Raw genomic sequence first — 14,736 nt, 5'->3', positions numbered from 1 at the left:
GCATCGTGAGGTGCCTCCCTATCCCGATTAGGCGCGCAATGCACGTTTCGCTACGACCCGCGTCCATTGATGACAGCTCGGCCATCGCCGCACTCGTCGGTGAGCTCGGCTATCCGGCGAGCCCGGGCGACATCGAGGCGCGGCTTTCGCAGCTCGTCGGCAGCGATCGCTACTTCGTTGTCGTCGCGGCCGAGTCATCCGGCGGCCTGATCGGGCTCGTCAATGCCGAAAGGCGTCTCACCATCGAGTCCGGCACTTCCTACGAACTTACTGGCCTAGTCGTCTCAGCCAGTGCCCGGCGCGCCGGCGTCGGTTCGGCCCTCGTCGCGGCGGCGGAGGCATGGGCACTGTCTCATGGCGCAAGCTCACTACGTGTGCGCTCCAACGTGGTTCGTCCTGAGGCCCATTCGTTCTATGCTGGCCGCGGCTACGCCCTGCAAAAGACTCAGCACTGTTACGTCAGGCCATTGCGCGCCTAACCAATCGTTCAAGCGGACATTTGGGCCGCACCCAGCATGGTCCCAATGTTGTACCATGCTGGGCGCGGCCCAAATGCCGCTTAACTCCGGTGTTAGGGGCTAGTACGATCTCGCCAATAGCCAGGTTTCCGAGAATGATGAGCAAACGCCACAACGAGCCGTTCATCGCCGCGATCGACGACAACAATATCGTATGGGAAGCGGCGGAGAATGAGGCGTTTTGCTCCTTGGTTGCCAGAGATTCCAGGCATCGGAGAGAGGGGAAGGAAACCATCCTCTATAACATCAAGGCCAGCCTCGATGGCCTCAAAGAACTCGGCCCCAAGGCCCGGGCGTTCTTGCTCATACCAAGCCGCCGCTGCTTCAGCCTCCTCAGCAGCCTGGCGAAGAAGTCGTACTTTCAAGTCTATCGTCGCTCTAGCTTTGCGCGAATCTGTTTCCGAAACTCTGTCCGCTCAACTAGTTCAGCCTGTCCGGCATCGATCTCACCGATTCGCCGGGAAATTTCCCGCTCCCAGGCATCTTCAACTCCATTTTCCCGGGGCGCATCGAGGCTTTGGATAAGGTCATGGGCCAATTCAGCCCGTTCGGCCTCGGAGAGTGCCAGAATTTCAGAACGTAGGCGCTGCAGGGGCTCAGCAGTCATGGGGCCTCCAGAAATAGCTATCATGGAGATTCTACCGCCCCTCGCCGCCCCTAACAATGGGTTCAACCGGACCCCGATAGGCTCTGCGGCGGCAAAGCCGGGCGAGTTCGGTGGTGGCGCCGGTTAACTCAGACGTTATGCATTCCGTTATTGAAAGGATGGAAGAGCGAATCCACCACTGCGAAGCCCTACCTGAGTCCGTCTGTATAGAGAGAGGCGGTGGCTATTTTCGAAATATGGCTCGTCAGCAGAATCTGTGGGTAAATTCTCGCTCAGGTAGAGCACCAAGTGAATGATACAGGGCGATTTCAGCGCCGCGAAAGGTCCTAAAACCGAAGGATTTTCTGGAGGTCAGTTTTGCTTTGGCGTTAAAACCCTCCACAACGCCGCTGGAAAGCTGGCCCTTGGCCCGGAACCAATTGAGCAACAGCGGCCTGTGCCTACGCAACATTTTGGCAACCCGCTTCATCGGCTCGATCTTCGAACGCATGGTCTTGGTACACCATCGATCCAGAAACTGCCCGGCCCAGTACGGCGAGACATAGGTCCAGAACAATTGGAACTCCTCCTTCAGCAGATAAGCCCGAATCGATTTGAGATTGTACTGAAGAAGTTCGGCCAGCCGAGTTTCCTGCTTGTCAGTGAGGTTCTCAGGGCGTTTGAGCAGCAACCAGCGGGTCTTGCTCAGCACCGGCTCGTAGCCTTTGACTTTGAGCGCACGGGCTTCACCGGCACGTACTTCGTCGAGCGCCTTGCCAAAATGGGCCATGATGTGGAAGCGGTCCAGCACATGCACGGCTTTGCCGGCTTTCTTGGCGATGACTTTCAGATACGGTCGCCACATGTCGCTGCAGATGTATTTCAGCCCAGCACTGCGCTCCGGGCCAAGCCAGCGGAAAAAGCCCAACAGGGTCCTGACCTTGCGGTCCCGCCCCACCCACAGCAGGCGCTTGCGGTGCGTATCGATCTGGTAGACCAGCGTCAGGTAGCGGTGCCCGCGCTGGCGCGAGATCTCATCGATCCCAATGGACTCAATGCCCGACAGATCCTGGTGAGCTCGGCCCCATTCAACCGCCATCTCCACCGACCGGAAAACGCTATCCCAGGATGTTCGAAATACCTCGGCCACTTCCTTCCAGGAAAGCCGCCGCGCCCAGCGAGCCAGAAACCAGGCGTAGGCATGGGTCAGGTGGTGCTTGCCCGAGGACCACGGCAGCCACTCGACACGCACTCCACAATCCGGGCAGGCCACCCGTCGCGGAGCGTAAACGAGAAACACCTTGATGCCCCACAGCGGCACGAACTCAAAGCGTCGGCTCGGCAACCGATCATAGCCTGGCCTCGGCTGAGCACAGCCGGAGCAAACAGGCCGACCATTGGCTCGTTCGGTCACCTCGACTTCCAGATCCGGCGACTCGGTATTGCCGGTCCAGCGCGCGTTCGAATACACAAAAGACTTGAATTTCTGGACGCGGTTCAGGATAGTCTTCAGTTGCATCCCGGCCTCCTTCCTCTGAGCGATGGTTGCTTGACACTTCCATCTTCTCAGAGAACGGGCCGGGATGCTCTATCTAGGCGGCTGCAACGCTCTCTGGGTCCGCAGCCCAGGCGAAATCAAGGCACTTCTACCCACGAATTCTGCGGAGGAGCCCGAAATATGGAAAACTGGGTGCTGGTTGTCACGAGATCAGCCACAGAGAAAGATCTCGAGGAGAATCACTATCTGGAGGAAGTAGGCGAAACTATCTGGTGCACTGTGGCCGAAATTTCGCATTGCCCCTATTGCGGTAAATTTCTTGGGGACATTCGGGGCAAGGATCCAGAAACTGTACACTTTGATTTCAGCAGTTGGGAAGCAAAGAAATGTTAGTGCCCAACCCGACCTCCATGCATAACAATGGGTTCAACCGGACCCCGGTAAGCTTCGCGGCGGCAAAGCCGGGCTGGCTCAGTGGCGGGGCCGGTTAACCCGGATGTTAGGCGAAAAGTGCAGACACTCACCAAAATCGTGGTTGCGGTAGTGCTTGCGGCACTCTTGGTCGTGGCCGGGTTCATTGTTACCTGGGAGGTGTTTCTGAAGTATGTCGAGTACCGTACGTTTTCTGGAAGAGCCGGGCTCGCTCTGTCGCAGCTCCCATTTTTTGCAGTGAGATTGGTATTAGGAGTAATTGCTGGAGGGATTCTTGCAATCCTCACCTATCGGGGCCGCCCCTTGGTTTGGGCACTAATTATGTCCGTTTTAGCTACAGTGGTAACGTTTCATTTCAGCACATCCACATATATGTTTCCTCCAACCCTCCTAAAGCGCTTAGTTTACGAAGGTTATCTTCTAATGTTCGTTCCGGGCGCATTGCTTGGCGCACTAGTTGTAAGTTGGCTCATTCGCCTAAGGAAGCTCTGAACAACGCATGATTTTCAGCCAACTTCCTTCGTTTTGTCTATCGGGCATGATTTGGCCCCGTTTGATGTTCGATTTTGATCATTTGTTGACCAATTTCCACCGATCAGGCAGAAATCGGACGGAATAACCCTATGTCGGGATCAATTTCTCTGCGATCAGCAGGTTCGTCAGTCCAGCCATTACCTGGAACCGATTGCGATTCTTATCCTGACCACGGTAGCGCACCTTGTTATAGCCGAACACCTGCTTCATGTATCGAAAGGGATGTTCAACCTTGGCCCGGATCTGACTCTTGAGCTTTTCTGCCTTGGCTTCCCAACTATCCGGATCCATCATCTTTCTTTTTCCTGGACGCTCGGCGATATACCAGTCAACTTCTCTTTCCTGGTGCGCTTCGCGTTTTTCGATACCTCGATATCCGGCATCGCCGAACACCCGTTGCTCCTGGCCGTGTAACAACTTCTCAGCAACTTCGAGGTCATGGGTGTTGGCCGGCGTCGTCTCCAGGCTATGGATCAGACCGATTTCATCGTCCACACCAATATGAACCTTCATCCCGAAATGCCACTGGTTGCCCTTTCTCGTCTGGTGCATTTCCGGATCGCGTTCCTTCTTTTGGTTCTTGGTCGAGCTCGGTGCCGCAACAATACTGGCATCGACAATGCTGCCCTCGCGCAGCATCAACTCATGCTCATTCAGATAGCCGTTGATTTCATCAAACAGCTTTTTGCCCAGTTTGCGCTGCTCCAGAAACCGGCGGAAATTAAGAATGGTGGTCTCGTCCGGCAGGCGATCCGAGAGCCTGAGCCCGGCAAACCGCCGCATGCTCTCGATCTCGTAGAGTGCATCCTCCATCCCAGGATCACTGAGATTATAGAAAAGCTGCATGCAGTGAATCCGCAGCATCGTTTCCAGCGGATACGGTGGACGACCTGTCCGGCCCTTGTGATAGTGCCTTTTGAGCTTCTTGACCAACCGAGGCCACGGAATCAATGAATCAACGCGTTCCAGAAACTTCTCCCGTCGGGTTTTACGCTTCTTGTTCTGGTACTCGGCTTCAGCAAAGCTCATCTGGTCCATTGATGAATTCCGTTTCTGATCAGGTGGCGCTATTATCTCAAAATTCGGGAGTTATTCAGAGTTTCCCTAACAAAAGCTTCAACCGGACGCGGGGTAAGCTCCGGGCCGGCAAAGCCGGGTAAGTTCGGTGGCCGCGCCGGTTAAGCTAGACGTGTGTGCCGGGCATGGCACGAGACTAGAGAGGTGTAAGTCCTCTTACCAGGTATTCGCAGAGCCGAAGGTTAGGAGAAGGGCAAGGGCGTCATCGCGAGGTGGGGTCTGGAGGAAGCCCAATCCAAAGCGGCGGGGCGACGAACAGGAACTGGATATGAGGTGTGACGTAGACGGGGCCAGTGGGCACGTGACCATGAAGCCCTCCATCTGCAATCGGTCTGCGTTTTATAAATCCAGCGTCTACGCCGTGACAGTTTCGTGTCTTACCCCGGGAGGTCTCCCCGGTGCTTCGCTTTGCGAAGCTGAGCGCTGAGCAATTGGCGCTGACCGCCTGGGAGAAGTCAGCCGAGGGCATAGTAGGTGATTGGCGTCACTGAAGGCCCGAACGATGAACGAGGATGATCGACCGAGTATGAGTGACCGGACAGCCTCAGAGAATCGACAGGAGTCGGCCGTGCCCCGTGCACGGGAGGAATCGGTGACTGGGGAAAGGACCGATCTGGCCTCGACATCCACTGTCTTGCTGTGGGAGAAGGTGCTGGAACGCAGCAACCTGCAGCGGGCAGTCAAGCAAGTACGCCAGAACAAGGGCGCGCCGGGCATTGACGGGATGAGCGGACTTGACCGCATCGGGCAGATTGCCCATGCCCGGCAGAGAACAAGGGCGCGCCGGGCATTGACGGGATGAGCGTTGATGCACTACCGGACTTCCTTCGCCAGAACTGGCCTGCGATCCGCGATCAACTGGAAGCGGGGCAGTATCGCCCGCAACCGGTCCGGCGGGTCCGTATCCCCAAGGCCGACGGACGGGAACGCCTGCTGGGCATCCCGACGGTTCTGGACCGCTTCATCCAGCAAGCCGTTGCGCAGGTGGTATCGGCGCAATGGGACCCCCACTTCCATCCCCGCAGCTATGGCTTCCGGCCGGGCAAGTCGGCGCACCAGGCTCTCAAGCGCCTGCAAGCCGACATTCGGGCGGGCGGCCAGTGGACGGTAGACCTGGACCTGGCGGCGTTCTTCGACCGGGTCAACCACGACCGGTTGATGCGCCGGCTCAAGGATCATGTCCCGGATCGTCGTCTGCTGCGATTGATCAACCGTTTTCTGACCGCCGGGGTGATGGATGGTGACCACTGGAGCCCGACGAATGCCGGTGTGCCGCAAGGCGGCCCGCTGTCACCGGTCCTGGCCAACGTGGTGCTGGATGAGCTGGACTGGGAGCTCGAGCGGCGCGGCCACCGCTTCGTCCGATATGCTGACGACTGCCAGATACTGGTGCGGAGTCAACGTGCCGGCGAGCGGGTGATGAACAGCATCAAGCGCTTTGTCGAAGACTCACTCCGGCTCGAAGTGAATACACGCAAAAGCGCGGTCGACCGACCGTGGTACCGCCAGTTTTTGGGGTTTACGGTCACCCGTGGGGATCACCGGCTGAAAGTGTCGCCCAAGGCACTGGCCCGGTTGAAAACCCACTTGCGGGTCCTGACCCGCCGCACGAGAGGCCACCGTTTGGCCGATGTCGTGGCAGACTGGAGAGACTACCTGCTTGGATGGAAAGCGTACTTTGGGATTGCCGAAGTACCGAGCCCACTGCGCGAGATCGACAAATGGCTGCGGCGACGATTACGCTGTTATCTCTGGAAGCAATGGGGCCGCTCGGGCTACCGCCAGCTTCGCCGTCGTGGCGTGAGCGTGCGGGATGCCTGGCAGACATCCAAATCGGCCCACGGGCCGTGGCGGCTGTCGCACACCCCGGCGCTATACCGGGCTCTGCCCGCGAGGTATTTTGCTGACTTGGGACTACCGAGCCTGGTGGCGCGGTAGTGGTGTTCATCGAACCGCCGTGGTACGTGATCCGTATGCCCGGTGGTGTGGGAGGAGAGGCATCGTGAGGTGCCTCCCTATCCCGATTAGTTGCAGAGAAATGAGACTCGACGCGATGAAGAAAGCTCAAGCGTTAAAGATTATTGTAAAGAGTATATCCTTGGTCATTGGGATATTTGGCCTGGTCACTAGTGTCCGGTTAAAAGTGCTCTGAATCCCGAAAATCGCATGTTTTACAGCACATTACAAGCGGAAAAAGGTGTCCCCGATTTGAACGCGGAGTTCGCGGTGTATAACCAAGCCGATACCGTGCCCTCCGGAGTGGCAAATGAACATCGGCAAGACGCTTTTTGCTCAGATTATGGATTTCCTTCCCTGGAAGACTTTCCACCGCACCGTCGACCGATACGACGGCAACCGGCGAGTGCGAACTCTGAGCTGCGCCGAACAGTTCCGCTGTATGGCCTTTGCCCAGCTGACCTACCGCGAGAGCCTGCGGGACATCGAAGCCTGTCTCCAGGTTCAGTCTGCAAAGCTTTACCACATGGGCTTTCGCCAGCCGATTCGTCGAGCAACTCTTGCCGATGCAAACGAGTCGCGAGATTGGAGAATTTACGGCGACTATGCCCAGCATCTGATTGCACAAGCGAGAAGCCTCTATGTCGACGAATCCATAAGCTCGGGTCTTCCCGATACGGTTTACGCACTCGACTCAACCACCATCGACCTATGTCTGTCGATGTTCCCATGGGCACCATTTCGCACGGCAAAAGCGGCAGTCAAACTTCATACCCTGCTGGATCTGCGCGGATCGATTCCCAGCTTCATTCATATCTCCGACGGCAAGCTGCACGACGTCAATGTTCTAGACTTGCTGATTCCGGAGGCAGGTTCGTTTTACGTGATGGATCGGGCCTACCTGGACTATGCTCGACTATTCAATCTGGCCCAGGCCGGCGCCTTCTTTGTAATCCGGGCCAAATCAAACCTGGACTTCCGGCGGGTCTATTCTGCTGCTACAGATCGGCAAGCTGGGCTGATCTGCGACCAAACTATTGCGCTCTGCGGCCAGCGTCCAAGCAAGTACTATCCTCAACACTTGAGACGCATTCGCTTCAAGGACCCGGAAACCGGAAAGACCCTGGTATTTCTCACCAATCAGTTCCAACTCCCGGCTCTTACGATCTGCGCGTTGTACAAAAGCCGGTGGCAGGTCGAGCTGTTCTTCAAGTGGATCAAGCAAAATCTCCGTATCAAGTGCTTCTTCGGCCGATCGGAGAACGCAGTCAAGACACAAATTTGGATTGCTGTGTCGACCTATGTGCTGATCGCCATCATCAAAAAGCGTTTGGACCTCGATATTTCGCTGCACGCAATGCTACAGATTATCTCCATAACTGTATTTGAAAAAACACAGTTGAAACAGGCGGTTACGATCGACCGAAGCGATCTGGATCAGATCAAAGACGGTAACCAATTGAATCTATTCGGCTTTTAAACCGGACACTAGTGTGGCCTGGTAATTATGCTGTTCATGGCTTGGCTTTTCGTTCCGAGCATTAGCAAGGGGGAGTTTGCCGAGAGCCTTCTCCTTTTAGCTTTTGTGGCAGCCCAAGCACTCCTAATCTTGAATGCGGTTTGTGTTCTTAAATACTGGTCTAAGCGATCTATAGGCTTGTTTTCGGCAATTATTGCACTGATATGTAGTTCGATAGTTGCGAACTACGTTTATGAAACAATTGGTAGCGCGGCAGCGAACGAGGAACAACCAGTGTATATCGCTTTGTCGTTTTCATCGATAGCAGTGCTGATAATAGTATTCGTTTCCTTAAAAGCCTATCTTGTAAAGCATACGTTGTCGGAGGGCTTATGCAACTAACAAATAGCTCAAGCGGACGCGGGGTAAGCTCCGGGCCGGCTTCGCCGGGCTTGCTACGTGCCCGCGCCGCTTAGCCTAGACGTTATGCGGCAGGTAGTTTCTACGTCCGAGTCTGAATGAAGGTTAAGGAACTCATCAAGTTGCTGAAACAGGATGGCTGGTACCAGGCCCGTCAGCGGGGAAGTCACCGCCAATTCCGACATCCAGTAAAATCGGGAACTGTAACCGTATCCGGGAAGCCTAACGTAGATATGCCGCCGGGCACGCTCAACAACGCCCTGAAGCAAGCTGGACTCAAGAAGTAGGTGAGATTATGCAGTATGTAGTCATTCTCGAAGAAGGCCCCGAGAGCTGGGGTGCCTACGTTCCGGACCTCCCGGGATGTGTGGCGGCAGGGGAAACTCGCGAGGAAGCCTTGGAGTTGATCCGGGAGGCCATTGAGTTTCATCTGGAAGGAATGAAAGAGGCCGGCGACGCTATTCCAGAGCCTCATTCGCATAGCGATGTGGTCCAGGTAAATGCCGCATAACCATGGGTTCAACCGGACGCCGGTAAGCTCCGCGGCGGCAAAGCCGGGCAAGCACAGTGGCGGCGCCGGTTAACCCAAACGTGTGTGCCGGGCATGGCACGAGACTAGAGAGGTGTAAGTCCTCTTACCAGGTATTCGCAGAGCCGAAGGTTAGGAGAAGGGCAAGGGCGTCATCGTGAGGTGGGGTCTGGAGGAAGCCCAATCCAAAGCGGCGGGGCGACGAACAGGAACTGGATATGAGGTGTGACGTAGACGGGGCCAGTGGGCACGTGACCATGAAGCCCTCCATCTGCAACGGGTCTGCGTTTTATAAATCCAGCGTCTACGCCGTGACAGTTTCGTGTCTTACCCCGGGAGGTCTCCCCGGTGCTTCGCTTTGCGAAGCTGAGCGCTGAGCAATTGGCGCTGACCGCCTGGGAGAAGTCAGCCGAGGGCATAGTAGGTGATTGGCGTCACTGAAGGCCCGAACGATGAACGAGGATGATCGACCGAGTATGAGTGACCGGACAGCCTCAGAGAATCGACAGGAGTCGGCCGTGCCCCGTGCACGGGAGGAATCGGTGACTGGGGAAAGGACCGATCCGGCCTCGACATCCACTGTCTCGCTGTGGGAGAAGGTGCTGGAACGCAGCAATCTGCAGCGGGCAGTCAAGCAAGTACGCCAGAACAAGGGCGCGCCGGGCATTGACGGGATGAGCGTTGATGCACTACCGGACTTCCTTCGCCAGAACTGGCCTGCGATCCGCGATCAACTGGAAGCGGGGCAGTATCGCCCGCAACCGGTCCGGCGGGTCCGTATCCCCAAGGCCGACGGACGGGAACGCCTGCTGGGGATCCCGACGGTTCTGGACCGCTTCATCCAGCAAGCCGTTGCGCAGGTGGTATCGGCGCAATGGGACCCCCACTTCCATCCCCGCAGCTATGGCTTCCGGCCGGGCAAGTCGGCGCACCAGGCTCTCAAGCGCCTGCAAGCCGACATTCGGGCGGGCGGCCAGTGGACGGTAGACCTGGACCTGGCGGCGTTCTTCGACCGGGTCAACCACGACCGGTTGATGCGCCGGCTCAAGGATCATGTCCCGGATCGTCGTCTGCTGCGATTGATCAACCGTTTTCTGACCGCCGGGGTGATGGATGGAGACCACTGGAGCCCGACGAATGCCGGTGTGCCGCAAGGCGGTCCGCTGTCACCGGTCCTGGCCAACGTGGTGCTGGATGAGCTGGACTGGGAGCTCGAGCGGCGCGGCCACCGCTTCGTCCGATATGCTGACGACTGCCAGATACTGGTGCGGAGTCAACGTGCCGGCGAGCGGGTGATGAACAGCATCAAGCGCTTTGTCGAAGACTCACTCCGGCTCGAAGTGAATACACGCAAAAGCGCGGTCGACCGACCGTGGTACCGCCAGTTTTTGGGGTTTACGGTCACCCGTGGGGATCACCGGCTGAAAGTGTCGCCCAAGGCACTGGCCCGGTTGAAAACCCACTTGCGGGTCCTGACCCGCCGCACGAGAGGCCACCGTTTGGCCGATGTCGTGGCAGACTGGAGAGACTACCTGCTTGGATGGAAAGCGTACTTTGGGATTGCCGAAGTACCGAGCCCACTGCGCGAGATCGACAAATGGCTGCGGCGACGATTACGCTGTTATCTCTGGAAGCAATGGGGCCGCTCGGGCTACCGCCAGCTTCGCCGTCGTGGCGTGAGCGTGCGGGATGCCTGGCAGACATCCAAATCGGCCCACGGGCCGTGGCGGCTGTCGCACACCCCGGCGCTATACCGGGCTCTGCCCGCGAGGTATTTTGCTGACTTGGGACTACCGAGCCTGGTGGCGCGGTAGTGGTGTTCATCGAACCGCCGTGGTACGTGATCCGTATGCCCGGTGGTGTGGGAGGAGAGGCATCGTGAGGTGCCTCCCTATCCCGATTATGTTGATGCCCATACTACGGATTGAAACCTATGGACTGTGAAAGGTGCGGGGCTGAAGGTGCCACGAGAGGGAATGTTCTGTTCTTTGCAAGACTAGCCCCGTTGCTCCTGTTTCGTCCGCCGATCATGGAGCGAGACCTGTGCCATGATTGCGCGGGCCTTGCAAATGTAATCGGCATTTTCTTTCTGGGGGCAACCCTTGTTGTGTTGCTTGTAGTCCTGGTCGTCGTAATCCTGTAGGGCGCGAAAGTGGAAAACACCCTTCTTCAGACTTTGTGGCAAACTGAGGGCACTATCAACATAACAATGGGTTCAACCGGACGTGGGGTAAGCTCCGGGCCGGCTTCGCCGGGTTGGCACAGTGGCCGCGCCGGTTAACCCAAACGTTAGGCTCAATAACTATGAAGCCTCTACTCGCCGCACTAATCTTCTCCATTGGACTTTCTGGCTGTTCCTCCAGCTGGAAGGAAAGCACGGAGATTGAAGGCTTGTTCCGAGACGCCGAAGTCACGGGTACCTTTGTCCTACTTGACGCAGCTACCGGCAGTTTCTCGGGCTATAACCAGTCAAGAGCCAAAACACGCTTTGTGCCTGCCTCCACTTTCAAGATTCCCAACAGTCTTATCGGGCTTTCCGTCGGAGCCGTTGAAAGTGTGGACGAAGTGCTACCATACGGCGGCCAGCCACAGGTCATCAAGGCGTGGGAAAAGGACATGGGGCTGAGGGAGGCCATCACCGCTTCCAATGTCCCCGTGTATCAGGAGCTGGCCCGGCGCATCGGCACCGAGTCAATGCGCAAGAATCTCGCCAGTCTGGATTTCGGCAACAACGATATTGGCGCTAGTGTCGATAGGTTCTGGCTAGATGGCCCCCTTGAGATCAGTGCCATCGAACAAACCGAGTTTCTGCTGCGATTGGCGCGGAATCAGCTCCCAATCTCCGCAAAGCTTCAGTCTGCCGTCCGAGAAATCGTGCTCCTTGAGCAGGGGGAGGGCTGGAAGCTCTATGGCAAGACGGGCTGGGAAAACGCGCCGGAACCTGGCATCGGGTGGTGGGTTGGCTGGGTCGAGAAAGAGGATAGCTTGTTCACCTTTGCGATGAACATGGATATTCATCAACCATCTGATGCTGGTAAACGTGTCCAACTAGGCATGGCAAGTCTGAAGGCACTGGGCGTGCTGTGAGTACCTTCGAGCCTAACAGATCCATCAACTCGGACGCCCGCTTCGCGGGCGCCGGTTATGTCCAGCGTGTGTGCCGGGCATGGCACGAGACTAGAGAGGTGTAAGTCCTCTTACCAGGTATTCGCAGAGCCGAAGGTTAGGAGAAGGGCAAGGGCGTCATCGTGAGGTGGGGTCTGGAGGAAGCCCAATCCAAAGCGGCGGGGCGACGAACAGGAACTGGATATGAGGTGTGACGTAGACGGGGCCAGTGGGCACGTGACCATGAAGCCCTCCATCTGCAATCGGTCTGCGTTTTATAAATCCAGCGTCTACGCCGTGACAGTTTCGTGTCTTACCCCGGGAGGTCTCCCCGGTGCTTCGCTTTGCGAAGCTGAGCGCTGAGCAATTGGCGCTGACCGCCTGGGAGAAGTCAGCCGAGGGCATAGTAGGTGATTGGCGTCACTGAAGGCCCGAACGATGAACGAGGATGATCGACCGAGTATGAGTGACCGGACCGCCTCAGAGAATCGACGCGAGTCGGCCGTGCCCCGTGCACGGGAGGAATCGGTGACTGGGGAAAGGACCGATCCGGCCTCGACATCCACTGTCTTGCTGTGGGAGAAGGTGCTGGAACGCAGCAACCTGCAGCGGGCAGTCAAGCAAGTACGCCAGAACAAGGGCGCGCCGGGCATTGACGGGATGAGCGTTGATGCACTACCGGACTTCCTTCGCCAGAACTGGCCTGCGATCCGCGATCAACTGGAAGCGGGGCAGTATCGCCCGCAACCGGTCCGGCGGGTCCGTATCCCCAAGGCCGACGGACGGGAACGCCTGCTGGGCATCCCGACGGTTCTGGACCGCTTCATCCAGCAAGCCGTTGCGCAGGTGGTATCGGCGCAATGGGACCCCCACTTCCATCCCCGCAGCTATGGCTTCCGGCCGGGCAAGTCGGCGCACCAGGCTCTCAAGCGCCTGCAAGCCGACATTCGGGCGGGCGGCCAGTGGACGGTAGACCTGGACCTGGCGGCGTTCTTCGACCGGGTCAACCACGACCGGTTGATGCGCCGGCTCAAGGATCATGTCCCGGATCGTCGTCTGCTGCGATTGATCAACCGTTTTCTGACCGCCGGGGTGATGGATGGAGACCACTGGAGCCCGACGAATGCCGGTGTGCCGCAAGGCGGCCCGCTGTCACCGGTCCTGGCCAACGTGGTGCTGGATGAGCTGGATTGGGAGCTCGAGCGGCGCGGCCACCGCTTCGTCCGATATGCTGACGACTGCCAGATACTGGTGCGGAGTCAACGTGCCGGCGAGCGGGTGATGAACAGCATCAAGCGCTTTGTCGAAGACTCACTCCGGCTCGAAGTGAATACACGCAAAAGCGCGGTCGACCGACCGTGGTACCGCCAGTTTTTGGGGTTTACGGTCACCCGTGGGGATCACCGGCTGAAAGTGTCGCCCAAGGCGCTGGACCGGCTGAAAACCCGCTTGCGGGTCCTGACCCGCCGCACGAGAGGCCACCGTTTGGCCGATGTCGTGGCAGACTGGAGAGACTACCTGCTTGGATGGAAAGCGTACTTCGGGATTGCCGAAGTACCGAGCCCACTGCGCGAGATCGACAAATGGCTGCGGCGACGATTACGCTGTTATCTCTGGAAGCAATGGGGCCGCTCGGGCTACCGCCAGCTTCGCCGTCGTGGCGTGAGCGTGCGGGATGCCTGGCAGACATCCAAATCGGCCCACGGGCCGTGGCGGCTGTCGCACACCCCGGCGCTATACCGGGCTCTGCCCGCGAGGTATTTTGCTGACTTGGGACTACCGAGCCTGGTGGCGCGGTAGTGATGTTCATCGAACCGCCGTGGTACGTGATCCGTATGCCCGGTGGTGTGGGAGGAGAGGCATCGTGAGGTGCCTCCCTATCCCGATTATGCATTACCAGAGTTAATTCGCATGAACAAATACTGTATCGGTATCACCGTAGCAGTTCTATTGAGTGGAACGCTGTTGGCGGATGAGCTTTCATTAGAGGAGCTTCGTGAGCGAAGCCGAGATTGTGCGCTCTTTGACGACGAAGGCTCCTATTCTGGAGATGCCCTGGGTATATTGTGGGGTGACTTCGACATCGTGTTTGACTGTGCTCCGCCCGGGCGTAGTGAGAAGCAGAGATTCTCAATCTATGTTGTAATTAATGAAAATGGCGAAGTTTCACAGGCTACGGTCGTTCCAGAATCTGAGGCTGCACAGTGCATTGAGGAAAAGGCACGTAGTCGTGTATTCCCCAAGCCACCATTCGCTGATTATGTTTTGGGAGTTAGCGTAAATCTCTGAGCATCCGCAAAATGCATAACAAAACGCTCAAGTTCGTTCCGCACTTCGCGCTCCACCGGACGCGGCTAACGCCGCGCCGCTTAGCTTAGGCGTGTGTGCCGGGCATGGCACGAGACTAGAGAGGTGTAAGTCCTCTTACCAGGTATTCGCAGAGCCGAAGGTTAGGAGAAGGGCAAGGGCGTCATCGTGAGGTGGGGTCTGGAGGAAGCCCAATCCAAAGCGGCGGGGCGACGAACAGGAACTGGATATGAGGTGTGACGTAGACGGGGCCAGTGGGCACGTGACCATGAAGCCCTCCATCTGCAATCGGTCTGCGTTTTATAAATCCAGCGT

Annotated in this window: 13 protein-coding genes; 10 read left to right on the top strand and 3 right to left on the bottom strand. The window is 57.5% G+C overall.

Going from position 1 to position 14,736, the window contains the following annotated elements:
* Window positions 1–38: 38 nt before the first annotated feature.
* Window positions 39–479, top strand: a complete 441-nt coding sequence (locus IC757_RS16460) for a GNAT family N-acetyltransferase (protein ID WP_190975356.1) — start codon at window positions 39–41, stop codon at window positions 477–479.
* A 406-nt stretch (window positions 480–885) separates the two neighbouring features.
* On the opposite strand, the gene IC757_RS16455 is transcribed toward IC757_RS16460, so the two are convergent.
* The 3 genes from IC757_RS16455 to IC757_RS16445 all read right to left on the bottom strand — a co-directional run bounded on the left by IC757_RS16455 (window position 886) and on the right by IC757_RS16445 (window position 4,606).
* Complete coding sequence (locus tag IC757_RS16455; protein WP_190975355.1) at window positions 886–1,125, bottom strand: addiction module protein; 240 nt, start codon at window positions 1,123–1,125, stop codon at window positions 886–888.
* 244 nt (window positions 1,126–1,369) lie between these two features.
* Window positions 1,370–2,623: an ISL3 family transposase gene (locus tag IC757_RS16450; protein ID WP_190975354.1), complete on the bottom strand. Its 1,254-nt coding sequence runs from the start codon at window positions 2,621–2,623 to the stop codon at window positions 1,370–1,372.
* A gap of 1,032 nt (window positions 2,624–3,655) precedes the next feature.
* A complete protein-coding gene (locus IC757_RS16445; protein ID WP_190975343.1) occupies window positions 3,656–4,606 on the bottom strand; it encodes an IS5 family transposase in 951 nt (316 codons plus the stop codon).
* A gap of 607 nt (window positions 4,607–5,213) precedes the next feature.
* Here IC757_RS16445 and IC757_RS16815 point away from each other — a divergent pair.
* From IC757_RS16815 to IC757_RS16405, 9 genes are all read left to right on the top strand, one after another.
* Window positions 5,214–5,447, top strand: coding sequence for a hypothetical protein (locus IC757_RS16815; RefSeq protein WP_223846172.1), 234 nt, complete (start codon window positions 5,214–5,216; stop codon window positions 5,445–5,447).
* On the top strand, window positions 5,444–6,583 hold the full coding sequence (gene ltrA / locus IC757_RS16440) for a group II intron reverse transcriptase/maturase (protein ID WP_263405574.1): 1,140 nt from the start codon (window positions 5,444–5,446) through the stop codon (window positions 6,581–6,583). Before IC757_RS16815 ends, ltrA (IC757_RS16440) begins: the two co-directional genes overlap by 4 nt.
* A 328-nt stretch (window positions 6,584–6,911) precedes the next feature.
* On the top strand, window positions 6,912–8,081 hold the full coding sequence (locus tag IC757_RS16435; RefSeq protein WP_190974041.1) for an IS4 family transposase: 1,170 nt from the start codon (window positions 6,912–6,914) through the stop codon (window positions 8,079–8,081).
* A gap of 497 nt (window positions 8,082–8,578) precedes the next feature.
* Entirely contained in the window at window positions 8,579–8,767 is a 189-nt protein-coding gene (locus IC757_RS16430) for a type II toxin-antitoxin system HicA family toxin (protein WP_190975353.1), read from the top strand.
* Window positions 8,768–8,775: 8 nt separating this feature from the next.
* The gene (locus IC757_RS16425; RefSeq protein WP_190975352.1) at window positions 8,776–8,991 is read left to right on the top strand and encodes a type II toxin-antitoxin system HicB family antitoxin; all 216 of its coding nucleotides are present in this window, start codon (window positions 8,776–8,778) and stop codon (window positions 8,989–8,991) included.
* 536 nt (window positions 8,992–9,527) lie between these two features.
* A complete protein-coding gene (gene ltrA / locus IC757_RS16420) occupies window positions 9,528–10,823 on the top strand; it encodes a group II intron reverse transcriptase/maturase (protein ID WP_223846171.1) in 1,296 nt (431 codons plus the stop codon).
* Window positions 10,824–11,313: 490 nt separating this feature from the next.
* The gene (blaOXA, locus tag IC757_RS16415) at window positions 11,314–12,096 is read left to right on the top strand and encodes a class D beta-lactamase (protein WP_190975350.1); all 783 of its coding nucleotides are present in this window, start codon (window positions 11,314–11,316) and stop codon (window positions 12,094–12,096) included.
* 480 nt (window positions 12,097–12,576) lie between these two features.
* The gene (gene ltrA, locus IC757_RS16410; RefSeq protein ID WP_190975349.1) at window positions 12,577–13,914 is read left to right on the top strand and encodes a group II intron reverse transcriptase/maturase; all 1,338 of its coding nucleotides are present in this window, start codon (window positions 12,577–12,579) and stop codon (window positions 13,912–13,914) included.
* A 111-nt stretch (window positions 13,915–14,025) separates the two neighbouring features.
* Entirely contained in the window at window positions 14,026–14,403 is a 378-nt protein-coding gene (locus IC757_RS16405; RefSeq protein WP_190975347.1) for a hypothetical protein, read from the top strand.
* Window positions 14,404–14,736 lie beyond the last annotated feature (333 nt).

Origin of the sequence: Wenzhouxiangella sp. AB-CW3 (assembly GCF_014725735.1) — a bacterium.
Classification (GTDB): Bacteria; Pseudomonadota; Gammaproteobacteria; order Xanthomonadales; family Wenzhouxiangellaceae; genus Wenzhouxiangella.
The sequence above is the reverse complement of the archived record's forward strand: the minus strand, read 5'-3'. Positions and strand labels throughout refer to the sequence as shown.

Coding starts and splice junctions, on each gene's coding strand:
- IC757_RS16445 (WP_190975343.1), bottom strand. CDS start 4,606: ATGGACCAGATGAGCTTTGCTGAAGCCGAGTACCAGAACAAGAAGCGT.
- IC757_RS16430 (WP_190975353.1), top strand. CDS start 8,579: ATGAAGGTTAAGGAACTCATCAAGTTGCTGAAACAGGATGGCTGGTAC.
- ltrA (WP_263405574.1), top strand. CDS start 5,444: ATGAGCGTTGATGCACTACCGGACTTCCTTCGCCAGAACTGGCCTGCG.
- IC757_RS16405 (WP_190975347.1), top strand. CDS start 14,026: ATGAACAAATACTGTATCGGTATCACCGTAGCAGTTCTATTGAGTGGA.
- IC757_RS16450 (WP_190975354.1), bottom strand. CDS start 2,623: ATGCAACTGAAGACTATCCTGAACCGCGTCCAGAAATTCAAGTCTTTT.
- IC757_RS16425 (WP_190975352.1), top strand. CDS start 8,776: ATGCAGTATGTAGTCATTCTCGAAGAAGGCCCCGAGAGCTGGGGTGCC.
- ltrA (WP_190975349.1), top strand. CDS start 12,577: ATGAGTGACCGGACCGCCTCAGAGAATCGACGCGAGTCGGCCGTGCCC.
- IC757_RS16435 (WP_190974041.1), top strand. CDS start 6,912: ATGAACATCGGCAAGACGCTTTTTGCTCAGATTATGGATTTCCTTCCC.
- blaOXA (WP_190975350.1), top strand. CDS start 11,314: ATGAAGCCTCTACTCGCCGCACTAATCTTCTCCATTGGACTTTCTGGC.
- IC757_RS16460 (WP_190975356.1), top strand. CDS start 39: ATGCACGTTTCGCTACGACCCGCGTCCATTGATGACAGCTCGGCCATC.
- IC757_RS16455 (WP_190975355.1), bottom strand. CDS start 1,125: ATGACTGCTGAGCCCCTGCAGCGCCTACGTTCTGAAATTCTGGCACTC.